Origin of the sequence: Curtobacterium sp. PhB25 (assembly GCF_004365375.1) — a bacterium.
Taxonomy (GTDB): Bacteria; Actinomycetota; Actinomycetes; order Actinomycetales; family Microbacteriaceae; genus Curtobacterium.
In genome coordinates, this window is the sequence record NZ_SODR01000001.1 from 591,847 (window position 1) to 612,827 (window position 20,981).

At 71.0% G+C, this 20,981-nt stretch carries 19 protein-coding genes and 1 tRNA gene; 4 read left to right on the forward strand and 16 right to left on the reverse strand.

Going from position 1 to position 20,981, the window contains the following annotated elements; genetic code table 11:
* Positions 1-359: 359 nt before the first annotated feature.
* Both EDF51_RS02735 and EDF51_RS02740 read right to left on the reverse strand, forming a co-directional pair.
* Positions 360-815, reverse strand: coding sequence for an NUDIX domain-containing protein (locus EDF51_RS02735; protein WP_131880141.1), 456 nt, complete (start codon positions 813-815; stop codon positions 360-362).
* A 10-nt stretch (positions 816-825) separates the two neighbouring features.
* Entirely contained in the window at positions 826-1,587 is a 762-nt protein-coding gene (locus EDF51_RS02740) for an SDR family oxidoreductase (protein ID WP_133936608.1), read from the reverse strand.
* A 154-nt stretch (positions 1,588-1,741) separates the two neighbouring features.
* Here EDF51_RS02740 and EDF51_RS02745 point away from each other — a divergent pair, with 154 nt between their 5' ends.
* Together EDF51_RS02745 and EDF51_RS02750 are read left to right on the forward strand one after the other, a co-directional pair.
* Positions 1,742-2,215: an NfeD family protein gene (locus tag EDF51_RS02745; protein WP_235035827.1), complete on the forward strand. Its 474-nt coding sequence runs from the start codon at positions 1,742-1,744 to the stop codon at positions 2,213-2,215.
* Positions 2,212-3,438, forward strand: coding sequence for an SPFH domain-containing protein (locus EDF51_RS02750; RefSeq protein ID WP_133936607.1), 1,227 nt, complete (start codon positions 2,212-2,214; stop codon positions 3,436-3,438). Before EDF51_RS02745 ends, EDF51_RS02750 begins: the two co-directional genes overlap by 4 nt.
* Positions 3,439-3,511: 73 nt before the next feature.
* On the opposite strand, the gene EDF51_RS02755 is transcribed toward EDF51_RS02750, so the two are convergent.
* The 9 genes from EDF51_RS02755 to EDF51_RS02795 all read right to left on the reverse strand — a co-directional run bounded on the left by EDF51_RS02755 (position 3,512) and on the right by EDF51_RS02795 (position 13,853).
* On the reverse strand, positions 3,512-3,862 hold the full coding sequence (locus EDF51_RS02755; RefSeq protein WP_111084006.1) for an RNA polymerase-binding protein RbpA: 351 nt from the start codon (positions 3,860-3,862) through the stop codon (positions 3,512-3,514).
* A gap of 145 nt (positions 3,863-4,007) precedes the next feature.
* Positions 4,008-5,600, reverse strand: coding sequence for an apolipoprotein N-acyltransferase (lnt, locus tag EDF51_RS02760; RefSeq protein WP_243833988.1), 1,593 nt, complete (start codon positions 5,598-5,600; stop codon positions 4,008-4,010).
* Positions 5,601-5,611: 11 nt separating this feature from the next.
* Complete coding sequence (locus EDF51_RS02765; protein WP_123339651.1) at positions 5,612-8,056, reverse strand: DEAD/DEAH box helicase; 2,445 nt, start codon at positions 8,054-8,056, stop codon at positions 5,612-5,614.
* Positions 8,053-8,805, reverse strand: a complete 753-nt coding sequence (gene tatC, locus EDF51_RS02770) for a twin-arginine translocase subunit TatC (RefSeq protein ID WP_111084003.1) — start codon at positions 8,803-8,805, stop codon at positions 8,053-8,055. The genes EDF51_RS02765 and tatC overlap by 4 nt, the downstream gene beginning before the upstream one ends.
* 149 nt (positions 8,806-8,954) lie before the next feature.
* The gene (locus EDF51_RS02775) at positions 8,955-9,926 is read right to left on the reverse strand and encodes a WYL domain-containing protein (protein WP_123937905.1); all 972 of its coding nucleotides are present in this window, start codon (positions 9,924-9,926) and stop codon (positions 8,955-8,957) included.
* On the reverse strand, positions 9,919-10,950 hold the full coding sequence (locus EDF51_RS02780; RefSeq protein ID WP_123294400.1) for a WYL domain-containing protein: 1,032 nt from the start codon (positions 10,948-10,950) through the stop codon (positions 9,919-9,921). Before EDF51_RS02780 ends, EDF51_RS02775 begins: the two co-directional genes overlap by 8 nt.
* 71 nt (positions 10,951-11,021) lie before the next feature.
* Positions 11,022-11,948, reverse strand: a complete 927-nt coding sequence (locus EDF51_RS02785) for a hypothetical protein (protein WP_131880148.1) — start codon at positions 11,946-11,948, stop codon at positions 11,022-11,024.
* Positions 11,949-11,991: 43 nt separating this feature from the next.
* Positions 11,992-13,098, reverse strand: coding sequence for a tRNA (adenine-N1)-methyltransferase (locus EDF51_RS02790; RefSeq protein WP_235035825.1), 1,107 nt, complete (start codon positions 13,096-13,098; stop codon positions 11,992-11,994).
* A complete protein-coding gene (locus EDF51_RS02795; RefSeq protein ID WP_243698093.1) occupies positions 13,095-13,853 on the reverse strand; it encodes an HAD family phosphatase in 759 nt (252 codons plus the stop codon). Before EDF51_RS02795 ends, EDF51_RS02790 begins: the two co-directional genes overlap by 4 nt.
* Positions 13,854-14,003: 150 nt before the next feature.
* Between EDF51_RS02795 and EDF51_RS02800 the strand changes: the two genes are divergently transcribed.
* Positions 14,004-14,939 (forward strand): PAC2 family protein, encoded by a 936-nt coding sequence (locus EDF51_RS02800; protein WP_134193787.1) that lies wholly within the window; start codon positions 14,004-14,006, stop codon positions 14,937-14,939.
* A gap of 316 nt (positions 14,940-15,255) precedes the next feature.
* Here EDF51_RS02800 and mshC read toward each other — a convergent pair whose 3' ends face one another.
* Genes mshC through EDF51_RS02815 form a run of 3 tightly spaced genes read right to left on the reverse strand, consistent with a single transcriptional unit; the run spans position 15,256 to position 18,704 of the window.
* The gene (gene mshC / locus EDF51_RS02805) at positions 15,256-16,500 is read right to left on the reverse strand and encodes a cysteine--1-D-myo-inosityl 2-amino-2-deoxy-alpha-D-glucopyranoside ligase (protein ID WP_123294396.1); all 1,245 of its coding nucleotides are present in this window, start codon (positions 16,498-16,500) and stop codon (positions 15,256-15,258) included.
* Positions 16,497-17,327 carry an undecaprenyl-diphosphate phosphatase gene (locus tag EDF51_RS02810; RefSeq protein WP_111083996.1) on the reverse strand — a complete coding sequence of 277 codons (831 nt, stop codon included), beginning with the start codon at positions 17,325-17,327 and terminating at the stop codon, positions 16,497-16,499. Before EDF51_RS02810 ends, mshC begins: the two co-directional genes overlap by 4 nt.
* Before the next feature lie 60 nt (positions 17,328-17,387).
* The gene (locus EDF51_RS02815; protein ID WP_131880150.1) at positions 17,388-18,704 is read right to left on the reverse strand and encodes a M20/M25/M40 family metallo-hydrolase; all 1,317 of its coding nucleotides are present in this window, start codon (positions 18,702-18,704) and stop codon (positions 17,388-17,390) included.
* A 183-nt stretch (positions 18,705-18,887) separates the two neighbouring features.
* Between EDF51_RS02815 and EDF51_RS02820 the strand changes: the two genes are divergently transcribed.
* A tRNA-Leu gene (locus tag EDF51_RS02820) sits at positions 18,888-18,973 on the forward strand.
* Between the two features lie 421 nt (positions 18,974-19,394).
* Here EDF51_RS02820 and EDF51_RS02825 read toward each other — a convergent pair.
* Both EDF51_RS02825 and EDF51_RS02830 read right to left on the reverse strand, forming a co-directional pair.
* A complete protein-coding gene (locus EDF51_RS02825) occupies positions 19,395-20,723 on the reverse strand; it encodes an FAD-dependent oxidoreductase (protein ID WP_131880152.1) in 1,329 nt (442 codons plus the stop codon).
* A gap of 59 nt (positions 20,724-20,782) precedes the next feature.
* Positions 20,783-20,980 (reverse strand): hypothetical protein, encoded by a 198-nt coding sequence (locus EDF51_RS02830; RefSeq protein ID WP_123294394.1) that lies wholly within the window; start codon positions 20,978-20,980, stop codon positions 20,783-20,785.
* Between the last annotated feature and the right edge of the window lies 1 nt (position 20,981).

Here is a 20,981-nt window from a genome sequence, read left to right on the forward strand (position 1 = left end):
CCCACCACCGGACGGGAGGCACGGGTCAGGCCCGCACCGGGCCTCCCGTCAGCACCGTGCGGACCTTCTCACCCCGTGCGCGGTTCCACGCACCGTGCAGCGCCACAAGCGCGCACCACGCCACCAACCCCGCACCGGCCGACGGAGCCGGCACCGTGCGTTGGACGCAACCCACCACCGGACGGGAGGCACGGGTCAGGCCCGCACCGGGCCTCCCGTCAGCACCGTGCGGACCTTCTCACCCCGTGCGCGGTTCCACGCACTGTGCAGCGCCACAAGCGCGCACCACACCACCAACCCCGCACCGGCCGACGGACCCGGCACCGTGCAGACGACGGCCGGGTCAGACGACGGCCGGGTCAGCTCACGGCGAACCGACGCACCAGCTCCGGCAGCTCCGCCGGTTCGAACGGCTCGTCGGTGGCGTCGAGCTCGTCGGCAGTCCACCAGCGCGACGCGAGGATGTCGACCCGCTCGTCGTCGGTCCACTCGGCGTCCGACAACTCGAAGCCCGGGGTGCGCACGACGTAGAACTCGCTGTGGCCGCGGTCGTGGTCGGCAAGGTCCCACTCGACGGTGAAGTCCCAGGACCAGACCGGCTCGCCCGGGTCGTCGATGACGATGCCGGTCTCCTCGCGCAGCTCGCGGATCGCCGCGTCGCGGTGGTCCTCGCCGGGGTCGACCCCGCCACCCGGCGTGATCCACCGGTGCGCGCCGTCCGACGACGGCGAGTTCGTGTCCATCAGGAACACGCGACCCTCGGGGTCGAGCAGGATGATGCGGGAGGTTCGGCGCAGGCCGGGCTTGGCAGTCACCCGCCCGACGCTAGCCGACGAAGCCGCTGACGTCGCCGACGAGCTTGGTGTGGTCGGCGGGGATCGGATCGATCGCGGCGAGGGCGATCTCGGCCGCGAACTCCGACACGCTGTAGAGCTTGCCGACCTCTTGCCGGCGGCCCTCGATCGCGCCGGGGTTCAGGCGGTTCAGCAGGGTCGCGGTGATCGTGCCCTCGATCATGTCGCCGGAGACGACGACGAACTCGATGCCGGCGGCCTCGAGCTGCGGGATGAGCTCACGCAGGGCGAGTTCGCCGGCGCGCTTGCTCTTGGCGACGGGAACGTACTCGTCCATCGTCTCGGCGGTCTCGACGAAGTGGGCCTGGTGGCTCGTGACGAAGACGACGCGCGACCCGGCGGGCATGTGCGGCACGGCGGTCTGGAGCATGTCGACCTGCGCGTCGCGGTTCAGGCGGAGCGCGTAGTCCTCGCCGAGGCCGGACTCCATGCCGCCCGAGGCGTTCAGGACGAGCAGGTCGATGCCGCCCCACTCCTGCACGACGGTGTCGACGAGCGCCTGCACCGACTCGTGGTCGGTCAGGTCGGCGCCGATCGCCAGGGCGGAGCCACCGGCTGCGACGACCTTCTCGGCGATCTGCTCGGCGCGCTTGGCCTTGTTGCGGTAGTTCACGACGACCTTGGCGCCGGCCTCGGCCAGGTACCCGACGGTGTCGGCGCCGATGCCGCGCGACGAGCCGGTGACGACGGCGCGCGTGTCGGTGAGGGATCCGGGGGCGAGGGGGTTGCTCACAGTCGTGTTCTCCAGGTCGTGTTCCGGCCGGTCGGCCGCATCGAGCCTACCAATCGCCTGCACGGCCGACCGACCCTCCTGATATGTTGAACGGAGTTGTACCGGCCGTCGCGACGCTGCGAGCCACGGCGCGCGACCGAGGGAGGGAGATCGCGTGAACGGAATCGATTGGATCCAGACCATCGTCTGGATCGGACTCGTGTTGCTGCTGGGAGTGGTCGAGATCTTCACCCTCGACTTCATCTTCATCATGCTCGCGGCCGGAGCCGCCGGTGGGTTGATCGCCGCCTTGCTCGGCGCCCCGTGGTGGCTGTCCGCCATCATCTCCGCCGTGCTCGCGCTCGTGCTGCTGTCGCTCGTGCGACCGCGCCTGCTGCTCATGCTCGGCCGAGGCGCCGACCCGCACCGCACGAACATCGAGGGGCTCATCGGGCTCCCCGGCACCGTCGCCGTCGCGTTCACATCATCTGCTCCCGGTCAGGTCCGCCTGGCCAACGGCGAGACCTGGAGCGCGCGGTTCGCCGTGGGCGCCATCGACCGCACACCGCCACTCGGCACCCCCGTGGTCGTCGAGTCGATCGAGGGGTCGACCGCGGTCGTGCGCCTCGCAGAAAGGGCCACCTCGTGACCATCACACCCGGGACGATCGCACTGCTCGTCCTGATCCTCGTCGTCGTCATCTTCGTGATCGTCGTCCTGGCCAAGGCGATCCGCATCGTCCCGCAGGCCACCGCGGGCATCGTGGAACGCCTCGGCAAGTACCACAAGACGCTCTCGCCGGGCCTGAACCTGCTCGTGCCGTTCATCGACCGCCTGCGGCCCCTGCTCGACATGCGTGAGCAGGTCGTGTCGTTCCCGCCGCAGCCGGTGATCACCGAGGACAACCTCGTGGTCTCCATCGACACCGTCGTGTACTTCCAGGTCACCGACGCCCGCGCGGCGACGTACGAGATCGCGAACTACCTCGGCGCCGTCGAGCAGCTCACCACCACCACGCTCCGCAACGTCGTCGGTGGCCTCAACCTCGAAGAGGCCCTGACCAGCCGCGACAACATCAACGGTCAGCTCCGGGTCGTGCTCGACGAAGCGACCGGCAAGTGGGGCATCCGCGTCGGCCGTGTCGAGCTCAAGGCGATCGAGCCGCCCGTGTCCATCCAGGACGCCATGGAGCAGCAGCTGCGTGCCGAGCGGAGCCGTCGTGCCGCGATCCTGCAGGCCGAGGGCACCAAGCAGTCGCAGATCCTCGAGGCCGAGGGGCAGCGGCAGGCCGCCATCCTCGCGGCCGAGGGTGACGCCAAGGCCCAGGTGCTCCGCGCCGAGGGTGAAGCCTCCGCCATCGCCACGGTCTTCGAGGCCATCCACACCGGTGACCCCGACGACAAGCTGCTCTCGTACCAGTACCTGCAGATGCTCCCGAAGATCGCCGAGGGCACCGCGAACAAGCTCTGGATGATCCCGAGCGAGTTCACCGAGGCACTGTCCGGCATCGCGAAGGGCTTCTCCGGCGGACGCAGTGGCAGCGGCCCGGTCGCCGGCGCCGGCTCGGGCGGGGACTTCCTCTCCCGCATCTCCAAGCTCGCGAACGAGAGCCTGGCGAACACCGCCGCTGCCGGGTCCGCCGGCACGACCATGCCGCGTGCGGACGCCACCGCCGCGGACATCGTCCCCGAGTCCGACCTCGACGCACGACTGGCCGAGTCGAACCGGAGCGTCGACGCGCACCTCGCAGCCGCCGACGACGCGACCGCCGAGAAGGTCGACGACGCACCGGCCCCGCAGACCGACGCCGCGCAGCACCCGAACGACGAAGCGTCGGGACACCGCACCAGCGACGGCTCCGGCCGACGCTGACCCGCACCACCACGAACGACGATGCCCGCCCCGGGGAACCGGGGCGGGCATCGTCGTTCGTCAGGTGGTGGTGTCAGGCACCGCGTCGTGCACGGAGGACCTGCAGGCGCTCCTCGAGGAGCTCCTCGAGTTCCTCGCGCGAGCGACGCTCGAGCAGCATGTCCCAGTGGGTGCGGGGCGCCTTGACGTCCTCTGCTGCGACCTCGACGGGGATGCCGTCGTCACCGAGCAGGCGTCCTTCGCGGCCGGAGCGTGGCTCCGACCAGGTCTGGGGCACGTCTGCGTCAGCGGAGAAGACGATGTCGAAGGTCTCCCCCGAATCGGTCTGGTAGACCGCGCGCTTGCGGTCCGAGAGCTCGACGCCCTCTTCGCTCTGGAGACTCTGACTCCCGAGCCGCATGCCGCGGAGACTCCGATCAGCCATGTGTGTGCTCCTCTCGCTCGTCTGCCCTCCACAACACTGTCCCACGCCCCGTCGTTCCCGACTGGGCGCATTCACAGTCCGTTCCCAGTGCGTGGCCCCGATGCACAGGATCACAGCCTCGGACGGACAGGGACGCGGCGGCGGATCAGGAGCGGTTGCGGCGTCCCCACGGTGCGCAGGCGAGCAGCACGAGGAGTCCGCCGAGCGACAGGAACAACGCGATCGACCCCGAAGCGAGCGACGCCGGAGTCGTCGAGGTACCGAGCGGCACGTCGGTCACCATCGAGGTCGCGGTGTACTCGGGGACCCGGTCGATGGTGCGTCCGGACGGGTCGATGACCTGCGAGGCGCCGACGGTCGAGATGTTGACGAGGGACCGACCGGTCTCGATCGCCCGCATCCGTGCGATCTCGAGTTGCTGCAGGTTCTCGTCGGTGCCGGAGAAGTCCGCGTTGTTCGTCTGCGCGAGGATCACCTGCGCTCCCCCGCGCACCATGTCGCGGGTCAGCCCGTCGTCGACGATGTCGAAGCAGATCGCGATGCCCGCCTTGATCCCCGCCACCGGCAGGACGTTCGGTTTCGTCCCCGGCGTGTAGTCGCGCTGCAGCAGGCCGATCAGGGACGGCGCGAGCTTCGAGAAGAACCACCGGTCCGGCACGTACTCGCCGAAGGGCACCGGGCGCTTCTTGTCGTAGGACGACTGCCAGCCGTCGGCGGTCCACACGAACGACGTGTTGTGCAGCACCCCGGACGGCGTCTGCGTGATGGCTCCGGCGACCAGCGACGCACCGACCGAGTCGACGACGGCGTCGAGCGACGACGCGATCACGGGCTGCTGGCGCGGGTCGAACTCGGCGGAGGCCTCGGGCCACACGACGAGGTCGACGCCCTTCGCATCGACGTCGGTCGCCGCGACCTGCGCCGCCAGGACCTCGCCCGGCGCCGCACGGTCGAAGTACCCGGCCGGCCCGTTGCCCTGCACCGACTCGATCCGGATGGTGCCGGAGGTCGCGGTCGGCCAGGCCGGCACCGCCAGCACGGCGGCGACCAGCAACCCGGCCGTCGCGACCCGGACCGGCAGCCGCAGGGTCGCGCCCGGCGCCCGCGGGGACACGAGGGCGAGCGACACGACGACCGCGACGCAGTAGACGACCACGAACGTCACCCCGAGGACGCCGACGTACGCGGCCAGGTGGGTGAACGGACCCTGCGACTGCGACAGGCCGACGCGCCCCCAGGCGAAGCCGCCGTACGGCCAGCTCCCGGAGAACCACTCGCGTCCGGTCCACAGTGCGGCGACCACGGCCGGGAGGCCCCACACGCGTCCGGCGGTCGAGGGCACCACGCGCGCGACCCAGCGGTACGCGAGGGCGATCGCGACGCTGCCGAGGGCGAAGAACGCCGCCTCCAACAACGCCAGTGCGAACCACGGGACGGGTCCCAGGTAGCGCCCAGCCCACGAGATGGCCGGGATCCAGAACGCGGCACCGGCCACGTAGCCGAGCCACGCGGCCCTGCGGGCACGCTGGCCCATCGCGGCGAGCAGCATGCACGCGAGCGCCGGGAAGGCCAGGAACCACCAGCCGGGCGACGGGAACGCGAGCGCGAAGAGCACCCCGCCGATGACGGCCAGGGGCAGCGCGCTGCCCAGCGGGAGCGCCGCGAACGGGCCGTCCGCGACCGCACCGCGGCCCACGCGCGCGGGCACCCCGCGCACACCGGTCTCCGGAACCCGCACCGTGCCTCCTGTCAGACCGCGGCGTAGGCGACGATGCCGCGGCGCACCGCGTCGGTCGCACGTCGGGCGGTCTGGGCGAGGTCGTCGTCACCGGCGTTCCGGATCTGGTCGAGCAGGTCGATGACCTGCTTCGACCAGCGGACGAAGTCGCCGGCGGGCAGGTCGAGGGTGCGGAGGACGTCGTCGAGGGCCGAGCCGGAGGCCCAGCGGAACATGCCGACCGCCATCGCCGGGGTGGGCGGCACCGAACCGGCCAGACGGGCGTCGCGCTCGATGTCGTCGAGGCGCGACCAGATCGTCAGGGTCTCGTCGAGCGCCGGACGGAACGCGCCGCGCGGCAGTGCGTGCTCGGTGCCGGGGGCGTCGTCGCGGCGGGGCTGGTAGATGATCGTGGCGGCCATCGCGGCGAGCTGCGCCGGGGTGAGGTCCTTCCAGACGCCCGCCTCGAGGCACTCGGCGACGAGCAGGTCGCGGTCACCGTAGATGCGCTGCAGGCGGCGACCACCAGCGGCCACGGTGGCCTCGCCGTTGCCGGCGTCGACGAGGTAGCCGAGCTGCAGGAGCACGTCGGTGACCCGGTCGAACGTGGTCGCCACGGCACCGGTGCGGGACCGGATCTGCTGGAGCAGCTTGTCGTTGACGCGCTTGAGCTTCCACCAGCGCTCCGCCCAACGGGCGTGCGCCTCGCGGTCGGGGCAGGCGTGGCAGGGGTGCCGCTGCATCTGGCGACGGACCGCCGTGATCGCGGCCTGCCGTTCCTGCCGTGCGCCGTGCGAGGCCTCGCGCCCACCGGGCACGTTCGTGCGCTCGAGGTCGGAGAGCTCGCGGCGGAGCGTCGAGTACTCGGTGAAGTCGCCGAGGTGGCACTGCATGGCCTCGCGGTAGCCCTCGAGGGACTCCTGCTGCGAGCGGACCTTGCGGGCCAGGTCGACCACGGACCGGTCGGCCTGGAACTGCGCGAACGAGGTCTCGAGGACCTCACGCGTGCGCTGCCGCCCGAACTGGTCGATCAGGTTGACGGCCATGTTGTACGTCGGCTTGAACGACGAGTTCAGCGGGTAGGTGCGTCGGCTGGCGAGCGAGGCGACGGCCTGCGGGTCGAGGCCGTCGGTCCACTGGATGACCGAGTGCCCCTCGACGTCGATGCCACGGCGTCCGGCACGCCCGGTGAGCTGGGTGTACTCCCCCGGGGTGATCGGGACACGGGCCTCGCCGTTGAACTTCTCGAGCTTCTCGAGCACCACCGTGCGTGCGGGCATGTTCACACCGAGCGCGAGGGTCTCGGTGGCGAACACCACCTTGAGCAGCTTGCGTTGGAAGAGGTTCTCGACCACTTCCTTGAACGCGGGGAGCATGCCGGCGTGGTGCGCGGCGACCCCGCGCTCCAGGCCCTCGAGGAACTCCCAGTAACCGAGGACGGCGAGGTCCTCGTCCGGCAGGGTGCGGCAGTGGTACTCCGCGGTCTCGCGGATCTCGTTGCGCTCCGGGACCGTGGTGAGCGACAGGCCGGAGCGCAGGACGTTGCGGACGCCCTGGTCGCACCCGGCGCGGCTGAACACGAAGAAGATCGCGGGCAACAGCATCCGCTCGTCGAGCATGTGTGCGATGCGTTCGCGGTGCAGTTTCTCGGTACGCGGCCCACGGCGGTCGTGGTATCCCCCACGCCCTCGTCCGCCACGGTGGCCGCCGCCGTGCCGTTCGCTGCGCGAGGCACCGCCGACCATGCGGAGCAGTTCCGGGTTGACGCGGTTCGTCGCCGCCGCACCGCTGGAGTCGAACAGGTCGACCATCTTCGAACCGACCAGGACGTGCTGCTCGAGCGGGACCGGGCGGTCTTCCGACACGATGACGTCGGTGTCCCCGCGGACGGCCTGCAGCCAGTCGCCGAACTCCTCCGCGTTGGACACCGTCGCGCTGAGCGAGACCAGCCGGACCTCGGTCGGCAGGTGCAGGATCACTTCTTCCCACACCGCACCGCGGAACCGGTCGGCCAGGTAGTGGACCTCGTCGAGGACGACCCAGGCCAGGTCGTCGAGCAGGTCGGAGTCGGCGTAGATCATGTTCCGCAGGACCTCGGTCGTCATCACGACGACCCGCGCCCGCGGGTTCACGTTCGTGTCACCGGTGAGCAGGCCCACCTCGGACTCGCCGTAGACCTCGACCAGCTCGGCGTACTTCTGGTTGCTCAGGGCCTTCATCGGCGTCGTGTAGAACACCTTCGCCGTCGGCTGCCGCATCGCCAGCCAGATCGCGAACTCGGCCACGATCGTCTTGCCGGCACCGGTCGGCGCGGCCACGAGGACGCTGCGGCCCTGGTCGAGGGCGTCGCACGCGGCGAACTGGAACGGGTCGAGGTCGAAGCGCAGGTCGGCGCGGAACAGCTCCAGGTTGCGGGAGCGGTTCCGGACCTTGGCGGCGGCGAAGCGCTCGGCCGCGCTGAGGTCCGCGCCCGTCACAGGCCGTACTCTTCGTCGAGCTTGGCCTGCTTCTTCGCCACCCTGCGGTCGTGGAACCAGGCCACGACGCACGCGGCGATGTAGAGCACCACCATCGGGACGGCCAGCAGGAACATCGAGATGACGTCGGCGCTCGGCGTGACGATCGCGCAGAAGACCAGGATGCACAGGATCGCGATGCGCCAGGACTTGATGATCGCCGCCGCCGACAGGACGCCGACGAAGTTCAGCAGCACGATGAAGACCGGCAGCACGAACGCGATGCCGACCGCGACGATGAGCTTGATGACGAAGTCGTAGTACGCCTTCGCGTCGACGATCGAGGTGTCCTGGCTCGACACGAAGCTGCCGAGGATGCCGACCACGTGGGGCAGGATGTACCACCCGAAGTAGCACCCGGCGAAGAACAGCGGGATCGCGGTGCCGAGGAAGCCCCACACGTACTGCTTCTCGCGCCGGACCAGGGCGGGCACGATGAACGCCCAGATCTGGTAGAGCCACACCGGGCTGGCGATGACGATGCCGATCGTGATCGCGATCTGCAGCTTGAGGTCGAACGCGCCCGTGATCATCGGGAAGTTCAGCTCGGCCGTGTGCCCGCCGACCTTGGCGAGCTCGGCCACCGGTGCCCGGAGCGAGTCCAGCACGAACGGGGTCAGGAACCATCCACCGACCGCGGCGATGACCACGGCGATCACTGCGCGGAACAGGCGGTTGCGCAGCTCGATGAGGTGCTGCCCGAGCGACATGCGGCCTTCGGCGTCGTTGTCACGGCGCCCTTGCCGCCTCGCTCGCCCGCGCGCGGTCGTCGAAGCCATGGGTCGATCCTACGGGGTGGGGACCGACAGTTCGGCGCGCTCCGTGCGAACGCACATGCAGAGGCGGCCAGCCGGCCCGGTCAGCCGGCGGCGAGGGCGGCGGCGGCGAAGTCGCGCACCGCGTCCCGCGCGGCGGGCGGGTCGAGCACCACGGCGCGGCCGGGCAGCCCAGCGACGAGCCGGACCACGCCGTCGAAGCCGTTCGACGCCGCGAGCCGGATGCGTACACGCGCCTCGGCGTCGGGGGCGTCCGCGGTGTCGGCGAGGAAGTCGGCCACGAGCGGCAGCGACGACGAGTCGAGTTCGACGGTGACGATGACGTCCTCTGCCGACTGCTGGAACAGCGTGTCCGGGATCACCACCTGGTCCGCCGACTTCTCCACCGCACGGTCGTCGACGCGTGCACCGGACATCCGGTCGAGGCGGAAGGTCCGGAGCGCCTGCCGGTCGAGGTCCCAGGCGCGGAGGTACCAGTCGGTGTCGATCGACTCGACGCGGAGCGGGTCGACCCGGCGGGTGCCGCCCTGGGTGCGCGGACCGGCGTACTCGAAGGACAACCCGCGGCCGCCGGCCATCGCACGACGGATCGTGGCGAGGGCGACGTCGTGCAGGTCCTGCCCCACGGCCACCGTCGAGGCGGCACCGCCGGCACCGCGCGACAGCTTCGCCATGAGTGCTCGGATGGCGTCGCGGTCAGCGGCCTCGGGCAGCGCGGAGAGGTACTGCAGCCCGGCGATGAGCGCCGAAGCCTCTCGCGCGGACAGTCGGGGCGAGTCGTCGATGGCGACGAGGTTCGTGAGGACGATCATCTCGTTCTGGTCGAAGTCGTCCCAGGCGATGTCGAACAGGTCGCCGTGCTGGTACTGCATCGTCTCGCCGGGGACCCCCGACACCGCGATGAGCTCGACGGCGCGGCGGATGCGGGCCTCGGGGACGCCGAAGTGGCGCGCGGCCTCGGCCACGGAGACGCGCTCGCGGTCGATCAGGTACGGCACCAGGGCGAGCAGGAAGGCGAGCTTGTCCTGCGCCTGCAGGGGTTGGGCGTCAGCCACGGGCGGACTCCTCTCCGTCGCTGTGGTCGCGCACGAGCGCACGGAGCCGCTCGACGACGCGCAGCCGCAGGTCCTCCGGCTCGAGCACCCGGACCTCGGGTCCGAAGGCGGCGAGTTCCTCAGCCAGGATCTGCGGGTCGACGTGGTGCAGCACGAGTGCGCCGTCGGCGTCGGTCTCGGTGTCACGACGGCGGGCGAGCCGCCGCTCGGCGTCGGAGCCGGGGGTCACCGCGATGCGCGCCGTGCGGGCTGACCAGATCCGTTCGAGTTCGGCGAGCGTGCGCTCCCCCGCGCCCACCGGGGCGGTGTGCTGCCCGACGTCGTACTGCGTGACGGGTCCGACGATGCGTGAGAGCAGGTAGTTCTTGTCCGAGTCCGTGGCGAACTCGTGGGCGGCGAGCATCCAGCGGCCGCCGTGCTGCACCAGGGCGAGCGGGGCGAGCTCGCGACGACGGGCCTCGTGCTGGCCCGGCGTGATGTAGTCGAACCGGACGGCGGCACCGCGGTCGAGGGCGGAGCGGAGCGGCTCGAACGCCGCGTCGCGTGCTCGGAGCCGCGGGGCGTACGCGTCGACGCCGAGCTGGAGTGCGCCGTCGTCGTCCTCGGAACCCGCGGACCGGACCTTCAGCAGCCCGCGACGCGAGTCAGCGGACAGCGCGCCTTCGCGCCAGGCCATGGCGGCCAGCGACAGCAGGGCCGACTCGTCCGGGGTGAAGCGGACGTCGACGGGCAGGTCGTACTCGCCCTTCGGGATCCGGTAGCGCAGCGTCTGGTTGTTGCCGGCGGCGCCCGGTGTCTCGATGGTCTCGAGCGGGATGCCGAGCTCGCGGACGTCGTCCTTGTCGCGCTCGAACTGCCGCTCGAGCGAGGCGTTGTCCCCACCCGGTGTGAACCGCTGGCGGTAGCCCTGCACGTTGGTCAGGATCTCCGCCTTGGTCAGCCCGGACTCCGTCGAGAGCAGCGCGAGCACGAGGCTGAACAGCCGCTCCTCTGCGGGCACACGGGGCACACGGGTCGCTGGCACGAGGCGATCCTACGGCAGCGCGGGTGCACCGGAGTGCACCCGCGCCGCGGTCGGTGGACGGTGTGGGAGCGTCAGCTCGACATCGCTCCGAGCACGTCGATGACGTACGCGTAGGCGGTGCCCTGCTGGTTCACGACGGCCAGGACCTGGTCGCCGACGTGGTGCCCGACGATGGCGTTCCGCACGCCCTCGTCGACCTGGCCCTTGGTGAGCGGCACGGTCTGCGCGCCCGAGCCGTCGGTCCAGCTGGAGCCGGCCACGGACGGGTCAGCGCCCCACGTCACGGCGGTGTACTTGATGACCGCGGTGTCCTTGGCGGTGAGCACGCGACCGGACCCCTTGCGGAGCAGGTGCGTCTCGTTCGACTTCGGCGCGTTCCACGACGGGATCGTGATGCCGGGGGCGCCGGACGGTGCGAGCACGACGGCGGGCATCTTGTCGCCAGCGAGCTGCGGGGTGCCGGTCGCGCGGGCGTCGAAGGCCCGCTTGACGTCGATGACGGCGATGACGGCGTCCTCGGTCTTCGCCGACGAGCCGCTGTCGGTGGTCGCGCTGGTGTCCGAGCTGCTGAGGGCGCTCTTCGGCAGCGCGACGGCCAGGCGGTCGCCGACCTGCGCGCACTCGAGCGACTCGCCGAGGGCGCCGTAGTTGCTCGCACCGGCGGTGATCGGAGCCGTCTGCCCGGAGTACCCGCTGGTCTGCGCGACCTCGCCGGTGGCGCCGTCGACGAGCGTGTACTCGATCAGGACGGGGGTGCCGTCGTCGATCGTGCGGCCGTCGCCCTGCTTCAGGACGGAGACCTGCGTGCCCTTCGTGGTGAGTCCGCTCGGGATCGACACCTTCGGCTCCTTGCCGAACGCGCCGGTGGCCGTCACCGCTTCGGACGCCGCACCGGGTGCGGCGCAGCTCGAGGGGGTGGTGCCGGCGCCGTTCGAGGCGCACGCCGTGAGCGACGCCACGAGACCGATGGTGACCAGGAGTGCGGGGATGGTGCGCACGGACCCTCTTTCCGTTCGATGCAGGACGGGCACGACCGTCAGCCTACCGTTCGCCGTCGGTCGGCTCGGACGCGTCGCTGACGGGCTCGGACCCCTCGGCAGCGGCTGCTGCGGACCCGGCCTCGGCAGCGGCGACCTTGCGGGCCTGTGCCGCCGACTGCCGTGCGACCTTGCGGAGCTTCTTGTCGCTCGTCGCGCGCTCGCCCACGGCGCCGGGGGTCCAGGCTTCGATGTCCTCGTCGGAGAACTCGACCTTGCCCGCGCGGCGCTTCAGGTTCGGCAGGACGGTGCCGTCGGCGAGACGACGGGCCGTGATGAGGAACCCGGTGTGCCCGACCATGCGGTGGTCCGGTCGGACGGCGAGCCCCTCGACGTGCCAGGTGCGCACCAGGGTCTCGCTCGGCATCGGGTCGGTGAAGCGGCCGGTGTCGCGCAGGGCCTCGGCAGTGCGGGACAGCTGGGTGACGGTCGCGACGTAGCAGACGATGAGTCCGCCGGGCACGAGGGCGTCGGCTGCGGCGTCGACGCACTCCCACGGCGCGAGCATGTCGAGCACCACGCGGTCGACACTCTGCTCGTCGACGGCGCCGGGCAGCTCCTCGACCAGGTCTCCGACGGTCACCGACCAGTTGTCCGGGACGGCGCCGAGGAACGTGCCGACGTTGCCCTGTGCGATCGCGGCGAACTCCTCGCGACGCTCGAAGGACTGCAGCTGCCCCGTCGGACCGATCGCCCGCAGCAGGAACAGGGAGAGGGCACCGGAACCGACGCCGGCCTCGACCACCCGGGCGCCCGGGAAGACGTCCGCGAACGCCACGATCTGGGCGGCGTCCTTCGGGTAGACGATGGCGGCACCGCGCGGCATCGACATCACGTAGTCGTTGAGCAGCGGACGGAGCGCGAGGTACTCGTCGCCCGTGCTGGCCCGGATCACCGAGCCGTCGGGCTGGCCGATGACGTCGTCGTGCCGCAGGACCCCGCGGTGCGTGTGGTACTCGCCGGCGGTCTCGAGGGACAGCGTCGTGAGCTTGCCCTTCGGGCCGGTGAGCTGCACTCGGTCGCCGGCCCGGAACGGGCCACGCGGCGGCGTGTGGGGCGCGCCACCGGCGGTGTGCGGCAGGGCCGCTGTCGGGTCGTCGGTGTGGCTCATCGGGTGACTCCCTCGGTGTCCGCAGCGTGCGCCGGGTCAGGAGCCGGGCCTCCCGTCACGGCAGCGCGCGCGGCCAGCGCCGGCCCCGTCAACTCGACCAGGCGGTCGACGTCGACACCCGACAGGGTGGTCAGGTGCACGTCACCGCCGGCGATCTCGGACAGCGGGACGATGTGCTCGACGGCGACCGTGACGGCGCCGGAGGCGACGGCCGAGGCGACGCCGGTGGCGGAGTCCTCGATCGCGACGCACGCGGTCGGCTCGACGCCGAGCTGGGCGGCGGCGGAGAGGTAGGCGTCCGGGTACGGCTTCGGACGGTCGACGTCGTCACCGGCCACGACGACGCGGAACCCGCGCTCGCCCAGTGCCTCGGCGGCGACGAGTGCCATCTTGCGGCGGGACATCGTCACCAGCGCGGTGGGGATGCCGCGGGCGTGGAGCTCCTCGACGAGTTCGCGGGCACCCGGGCGCCACGGCAGCTCACCTGCGCGCAGGTGCTCCATCACGTATTCGGTCATCCACTGGATGATCTCCTCGACCTCCATGTCGACGCCCTTGGCGCGCAGGAGCTCGCCGGAGCGCTCGAGGCCGGAGCCGACCAGGGACAGGCCGTCCTCGTGGGTCCACTCGGCGCCGTAGCGGTTCGTCAGGTCGACCTGGGAGCGCTGCCAGATCGGCTCGGTGTCGATGATCGTGCCGTCCATGTCCCACAGCACGGCTGCGGGCGGGACGAGGGCAGGAGGATGCGCGGTCACGGGCGACGAGTCTACCGGGGCCGTTCCGCTGGGCGCGGACGGGCATGCCCGCGGGCGTCGCCGGGGCCTACAGTGGATGCCTGCATCGTGTCCGGCCGGGTGCCTCGTCGTGCCCGCCCCGCTCCGCTCCACCACCAGGAGGTCCGCTCCGTGCCACAGCACTCCCCCTTCAGCGACGGCCGGTTGCTCGTCGTCGCCTTCGAGGGCTGGAACGACGCCGGCGAAGCCGCGAGCGGACTCGCCCGCCGCATCGTCGAGTCCCTCGGGCTCGACGAGCTGCGCGAGCTCGACGGGGAGCGGTACGTCGACTACCAGTTCAACCGTCCGACCATGGGATCCGACGAGACCGGCGCCCGCGGGGTGCAGTGGCCCCGCATCGTGCTGCACGGCCCCGGGGCCGAGGGCCGTCCGGTCATCGGCGCCACCGGCTCCCCGACCGACCGCGACGTGTTCGTCCTCGTCGGTCCGGAGCCCTCCCGCACCTGGCGCGGCTTCTGCGCCGAGATCATCGACCTCGCCGACGTGTACTCGATCGACGCCGTCGTCTTCGTCGGCGCGATGCTGGCCGACGCGCCGCACACCCGACCGATCTCGGTCTTCGTCTCGAGCGAGAACGCAGGCGTCCGCACCGCGTTCGACGTCGACAAGTCCTCGTACGAGGGTCCGACCGGCATCCTCGGCGTCCTGGCCGACGCGATGGACAAGGCCGGGCTGACCACGCTGTCGCTCTGGGCCTCGGTCCCGCACTACGTGCACAACTCGCCGTCGCCCAAGGCCACCCTCTCGCTGCTCGACAAGATCGAGGAGCTCACCGACGTCACCGTGCCCCGTGGCACCCTGCTCGACGACGCCACCGAGTGGGAGGACGGCATCGACGCCCTCGCTGCCGACGACGAGGACATGGCCTCGTACATCGGGCAGCTCGAGCAGGCCCGCGACACCGTCGACTCCCCCGAGGCCTCGGGCGACGCGATCGCGCAGGAGTTCGAGCAGTACCTGCGGCGCCGCGAGCACAAGGACGGCAAAGACGGCGGTACCGCTGGTGGCGAGGGGCCCTGGCGGCCCCCGCAGCCGCCCCAGCAGTAGCCGACACCCCGCTCGGTTCCGCCGAGAGGTCGCGGACTGTCGGCTGCCGCCAGCCTCGGCGACAGTTCGTGACCTGTCGCCGGCACGCACGCGACGTGTTGCGACCGCACGGCGGACGGGAGGCACGGGGCGGGTCCGCCACGGGCCTCCCGTCCGGGGGTCGCGAACGGTCACGGCAGCCCGCTCACCTCCGCAGGGTGGTCGCGAATTGTCGGTTGCCGCTCGCTCAGGCGACAGTTCCTGACCGAACGGCGACCGGCACACGACGTGTCGTCACCTGTCGACGCAGGCCGACAACGACGCCGCCGGCCCGAGCTCAGGCCAGACGGATGCCGAGCAGCGCGTCGATCAGGTCGGCGAGCTCCGGCGTGCACGCAGTGCCCCCGGCGATCGCAGTGTCGACCGCGGCGACCGCACCCGGCGTGTCGAGGTCGTCGGACACCCGCGCCCGGATCCGGGACGCCACGTCGGCCGCATCGTCGGCGTGCCCGGCGGATGCACCCGATGCCCAGGCGTCCCAGGTCGCCAGGCGCGTCGTGGCACTCGTGAGCTCGGCGTCGAACCACTCCCAGTCGTCGGAGTACTTGTGCGACAGCAGCGCGAGCCGGATCGCGCGGGGGTCCGCGCCGTCGTCGAGCAGCCCCCGCACGGTGACGAGGTTGCCGAGCGACTTCGAAATCTTCGTGCCCTGGTAGGCGATCATCCCGGTGTGCACGAACGCGTGTGCCAGGGGCTGGTGCGCCAGGGCCGCTGCGTGTCCCGCGCTCATCTCGTGGTGCGGGAAGACGAGGTCACTGCCGCCGCCCTGCACGCTGATCGGCAGGCCGAGGCGGTCGCCGGCGATGACGCTGCACTCGATGTGCCAGCCGGGCCGGCCGGGGCCGATCTCGGAGTCCCAGCTCGGCTCACCGTCGCGGGCCGCACGCCAGAGCAGCGGGTCGAGCGGGTCGCGCTTGCCGGGTCGCTCCGGGTCGCCGCCGCGCTCGGCAGCGAGCGTGAGCATGGTCTCGCGGTCCAGGCCGCTCTCGTCGCCGAGCGACCACGCGTCGGTGGGGTGGTTCACGTCGAAGTACAGGTCATCGCCCTCGGCGTCCGGGGTGGGGACCTCGTAGGCGGAGCCGGTCTCCTGCAGGAACGCAACGGCCTCGGCGACGCGGTCGACCTCGTCGGTGACGGCCACGAAGTCGTCGGGCGGCAGGATCCGCAGCGACTCCATGTCGCGACGGAACAGGTCGATCTGCGACGCGGCGAGCTCGCGCCAGTCGACGCCGTCGCGGGTGGCGCGCTCGAGCAGCGGGTCGTCGACGTCGGTGACGTTCTGCGCGTACTCGACGTCGAGGCCGGCGTCGCGCCACGCGCGGCCGAGCGTGTCGAACGCCAGGTAGGTCGCCGCGTGCCCGAGGTGGGTGGCGTCGTACGGGGTGATCCCGCAGACGTACAGCGCAGCGCGCTCCTCGCCCTGCGTCGGGTCGACCGGCTTGCCGGTGGCGGTGTCGTGCACGACGGGCCGCGGCGCTGCGCCGGGGACGTCGGGGACGGACGGGGCCTGCCAGGCCCTCACGGCTGGATCACTCCGAGCGACAACAACACGATGAGAACGATACCGAGTGCGATGCGGTACACGACGAACGGCATGAAGCTGCGCTTGCTGATGTAGTTCATGAACGCCGCGATCACCACGAACCCGACGACGAAGGCCACCACCGTCGCGATGAGCGTGTCGGCGAGTCCGAACGGCGCTCCGTGGTCGCCGAGGCTCGTCGCGGCCTCGTACAGGCCGGACAGGAACACCGCGGGGACGGCCAGCAGGAACGCGAACCGCGCCGCGGCCGGCCGCGTGTAACCGAGCGCGAGCCCCATCGACACGGTCGCGCCGGAGCGGGAGACCCCGGGGACGAGTGCGAGCACCTGCGCGAGCCCGATCAGGATGCCGCCACCGAAGGTCATGTGCTCGATCCGACGCTCCTTGCGGCCGACGACGTCGAGCACCCCGAGCACGATGCCGAAGACGATGAGCACGATCGCGACGATCCAGAGCGAGCGGAACGTGGTCTCGATGGAGTCCTTCAGCAGGAGCCCCGCGATGCCGATCGGGATGGTGCCGAGGATCACGAGCCACCCGAGGCGCACGTCGGGGTCGCCCTTCGGGACGTCGCGCCGGAACACGGAGCGGAACCACCGCCCGATGATCCGGGTGATGTCCTTCCAGAAGTAGATGAGCACCGCGGTCTCGGTGCCGAGCTGCGTCACCGCGGTGAAGGCCGCGCCCGGGTCCTTCGCGTCGGGCAGGAACAGCCCGACGATGCGCAGGTGCGCGCTGGAGGACACCGGCAGGAACTCGGTGAGCCCCTGGACGAAGCCGAGGAAGATCGCCTCGAGGATGTGCACGCACGGGCCTTTCGGGGGAGGTCGGTCAGGACACCGCCACGCAGGCGACCATGAACAATATCAGTACGTGGCCAGGAGGTCCCCGAGAACACGCCGACCGAAGGCCAGCGAGTCGAGCGGAACCCGCTCGTCGACACCGTGGAACATCGCCGGGAAGTCCACGCCGGCGGGCAGCTGCAGCGGCACGAAGCCGTACCCGGCGATCCCGAGCGTCGACAGCGCCTTGTTGTCCGTGCCGCCGGACAGCAGGTACGGCAGCACCGGGGCTCCCGGGTCGTGGCGGCCGAGGACGTCGCGGACGGCGTCGACGAGCGGTCCGCCGAAGTCCTGCTCGAGACCGATGTCGCGGAAGGACATCACGACCTCGACCTCGTCACCGGCGAGCTCCCGCACACGCGCCAGCACCGACTCCTCGTCCCCCGGCAGGCAGCGGATGTCGACGAGCGCCTCGGCCGTGTCCGGGATCACGTTGTGCTTGTAGCCCGCGGTCAGGACCGTCGGGTTCGTCGTGGTGTGCAGTGCGGCGTGGATGAACCGCGAGGCCGAACCGGTGGCGAGCGCGACCTCGTCCGGGCCCGTCACGGTCGGGTCGACGCCCAGGAACCGAGCGACCTCGGCGACCATCGCGTCCGTCGTCGCCGACAGACGCACCGGCCACTCCTCGCTGCCGATCCGGGCGACCGCCGCGGCGAGCTTCGTCACGGCGTTGTCGCGGATGACGTGCGAACCGTGCGCAGCCGTACCGCGGGCGACGAGCTTGATCCACATCAGCGCCTTCTCGCCCGTCTGCAGCAGGTAGGCACGACGGTCGCCGAGGGTGATCGAGTACCCGCCCACCTCGCTGATGGCGGCGCTGGCCCCGGCGAAGACCTCGGGGTGGTGCTCGACGACGTGGTGCGAGCCGAGGACTCCCCCGGCTTCCTCGTCGGCGAAGTACGCGATCACCAAGTCGCGCTCGGGAGCCCCCTGCGCCGCGATGACGTCCGACAGCGACGTGAGCATCATCGCGTCCATGTTCTTCATGTCGACGGCGCCCCGCCCCCACAGCGAGCCGTCCTTGACGACACCGCCGAAGGGGTCGACCGACCAGTTCGCCGGATCGGCCGGCACGACGTCGAGGTGCCCGTGCACCACCAGGGCCGGCTTGTCACGATCGCGGCCGGGCACCCGCGCGACGACGCTCACACGATCCGGCTCGGACTCGAACAGCTGCGGCTCGAGGCCCAGCCCGCGCAACTTGTCCTCGACGTAGTGCGCCGCCTCGGTCTCGCCGCGCGACTTCCCCTCGCCCCAGTTCGTGGTGTCGATGCGGATGAGGTCGCGCGCGATCGCCGCGGTGGCCTCGAGCTCGGGCGCGGTCGGCTCCGGGTTCGTCATGCCACCACGGTATCGGTCCGCACCGACGCGCCCCGGCCCGGTGACGCCGGAGGACGCGCCGGGTACCCAGCCCTCTGGACGCGCCCGGGATGCGCGGCCGTGTTCATCGGGCGTTCAGACCCGTGCTAGTGTTTTCTCTCGGCAGGGACGCCGGGGAAACCCGGGGAAATCGCCACACATCCAGTCCGGATGGCGGAATTGGTAGACGCGCTAGCTTGAGGTGCTAGTGCCCGTATTAGGGCGTGGGGGTTCAAGTCCCCCTTCGGACACAGAAACATGCAATGCCCCCTGACCTTTCGGTCCGGGGGCATTTTCTGTTGCGTCTCCCGGCGAGTGCCGCCATCGCTGCGCTCAGGGCGTCACCGCCTCGGCCAGTTCGCTGCGCTCACGGCCACCGCCCGCCAGTTCGCTGCGCTCACGGCCAGGGGTGGGGGCACGGCCAGTTCGCTGCGCTCACGGCCGATGCGTGAGCAAGTTCCGACAGACCACCAGGGGAACGACTCGTGTGCTGTCGGAACATGCACACGCACTGGATGAGTGCGCATCTTCCGACGGAGCACGCGTCGATCGACAAGTGGAGCGTCGGAAGATGCGCACGCATCCGGCAGCGAGCAAGACAGCGCACGCACGGACGGACGGGAGGCGCGGTGCCAGCTGACACCGCGCCTCCCGTCCGTCAGGTGGTTGCGTCTAGGACTTCGACGCCTCGACGAAGTTGCGGCGCGGGTCCGTCTCCTTGATGAGCGAGGTCGCGTCGCGGCCTGAGACGGCACCGGTGACCCAGCCGATGACGATGCGCGCCTTGCGGTTCAGCGTCGGCATCGCGTACACGTGGTACGCGCGGTGGGCGAGCCAGGCGAGCAGGTTCGTCATCTTGATGCCCTTGATGTTGGCGGCACCCTTGGCGACACCGTACGAGGCAACCGTGCCGATCGAGGGGTGGCGGTACTCCTCGAGGGGCTTGCCGGTGATCGTCGCGACGACGTTGTCCGCCGCGACGACGGCCTGACGGACGGCGTTCTGCGCGTTCGGCGGGTAGAACGCCGGCTGCTTGTCGGCGGTCAGGTCGGGCACCTGTGCGACGTCGCCGAGACCCCAGACACCCGGGACCACTTCGTGCGTGTCCTCGGCCTCGACCTGGAGCTTCGCGTTGGCGGCGAGGTGGCCCTTCGGTCCGCGGGGCAGGTCGGAGGCGTCGAGCAGCGGGTTCGGCTTCACGCCGGCGGTCCAGACGAGCAGCCCGGTGGGGATCTCGTCGCCGTCGGAGAGCTTGACGATGCCGCCCTCGGCGCTCGGCATGGTGGTCTTCAGGCGCACGTCGATGCCGCGGGCGCGGAGCGACTCGAGCGTCCACTTGGACAGCTCCGGGCCGACCTCGGGCGCGACACGGTCGAGCGCGTCGATGAGGATCCAGCGGGGGTGCTCCCCCGCGAGCGACGGGTAGGTCTTGATGGCGGCCTGCGAGACGTCGAACAGCTCGCCGATCGCCTCGACGCCGGTGTAGCCACCGCCGACGAAGACGCTGGTCAGCAGACGACGACGCTCGTCCTCGTCACGGGTGGCAGCGGCCTTGGCGATGTTGTCGAGGAGCTTGGCGCGCACGTAGGCGGCCTCTTCCACGCTCTTGAAGCCGACGCCGTACTCCTCGAGTCCGGGGGTCGGGAAGGTGCGGGTGACCGAGCCGAGTGCGACGACGAGCTGGTCGTAGCCGAGCGTGCGGTCGTCGCCACCGGCGGTCGCGATCGAGACGGTCTTGTCCTTCGACGAGATGCCGGTGACCTTGCCCTGGATGACGCGCGTCTTGCGGAGCGCACGGCGCAGCTCGACGGTCACGTCCTTCGGGGCGATGTGGCCGCCGGCGACCTCGGGCAGGAACGGCAGGTACGTGTAGTAGGTGTTCTGGTCCACGAGCGTGATGCGCATGGGCACGGTCGCGGCGTGCTTCTGCAGCTGCTTGACGGTGCTGTAGCCAGCGGAGCCGCCGCCGAGGACGAGGACGTGAGGGATCGAGTCTGCCATTCCTCCGGTCTACCGGATACGGGCCGTCAACGTCATGAACGCCGCACTTCCTGAGCGAATCAGCGCTCTCGGAGTCGCCACCAGGCCGTCTCAGCGAGGTCGAGACCCATGTAGACCCCGTGCGCGGTGCGTCGGGACTCGGTCAGCGAGAACCGTCGCAACCGGTACCCACCGCCGAACCGGTCGATGATCGCCTCTGGGGAGGACTCGGCGTCGCGCTTGACGTACCAGGTGCGGTCGTCGACGGACTCGATCACG

Bases quoted from the DNA above. Each gene is read 5' to 3' on its own strand.
- EDF51_RS02825 (WP_131880152.1), bottom strand. From the start codon at position 20,723: ATGGCAGACTCGATCCCTCACGTCCTCGTCCTCGGCGGCGGCTCCGCT.
- EDF51_RS02815 (WP_131880150.1), bottom strand. From the start codon at position 18,704: ATGACGAACCCGGAGCCGACCGCGCCCGAGCTCGAGGCCACCGCGGCG.
- EDF51_RS02790 (WP_235035825.1), bottom strand. From the start codon at position 13,098: ATGAGCCACACCGACGACCCGACAGCGGCCCTGCCGCACACCGCCGGT.
- EDF51_RS02755 (WP_111084006.1), bottom strand. From the start codon at position 3,862: ATGGCTGATCGGAGTCTCCGCGGCATGCGGCTCGGGAGTCAGAGTCTC.
- tatC (WP_111084003.1), bottom strand. From the start codon at position 8,805: ATGTCGCTCGGGCAGCACCTCATCGAGCTGCGCAACCGCCTGTTCCGC.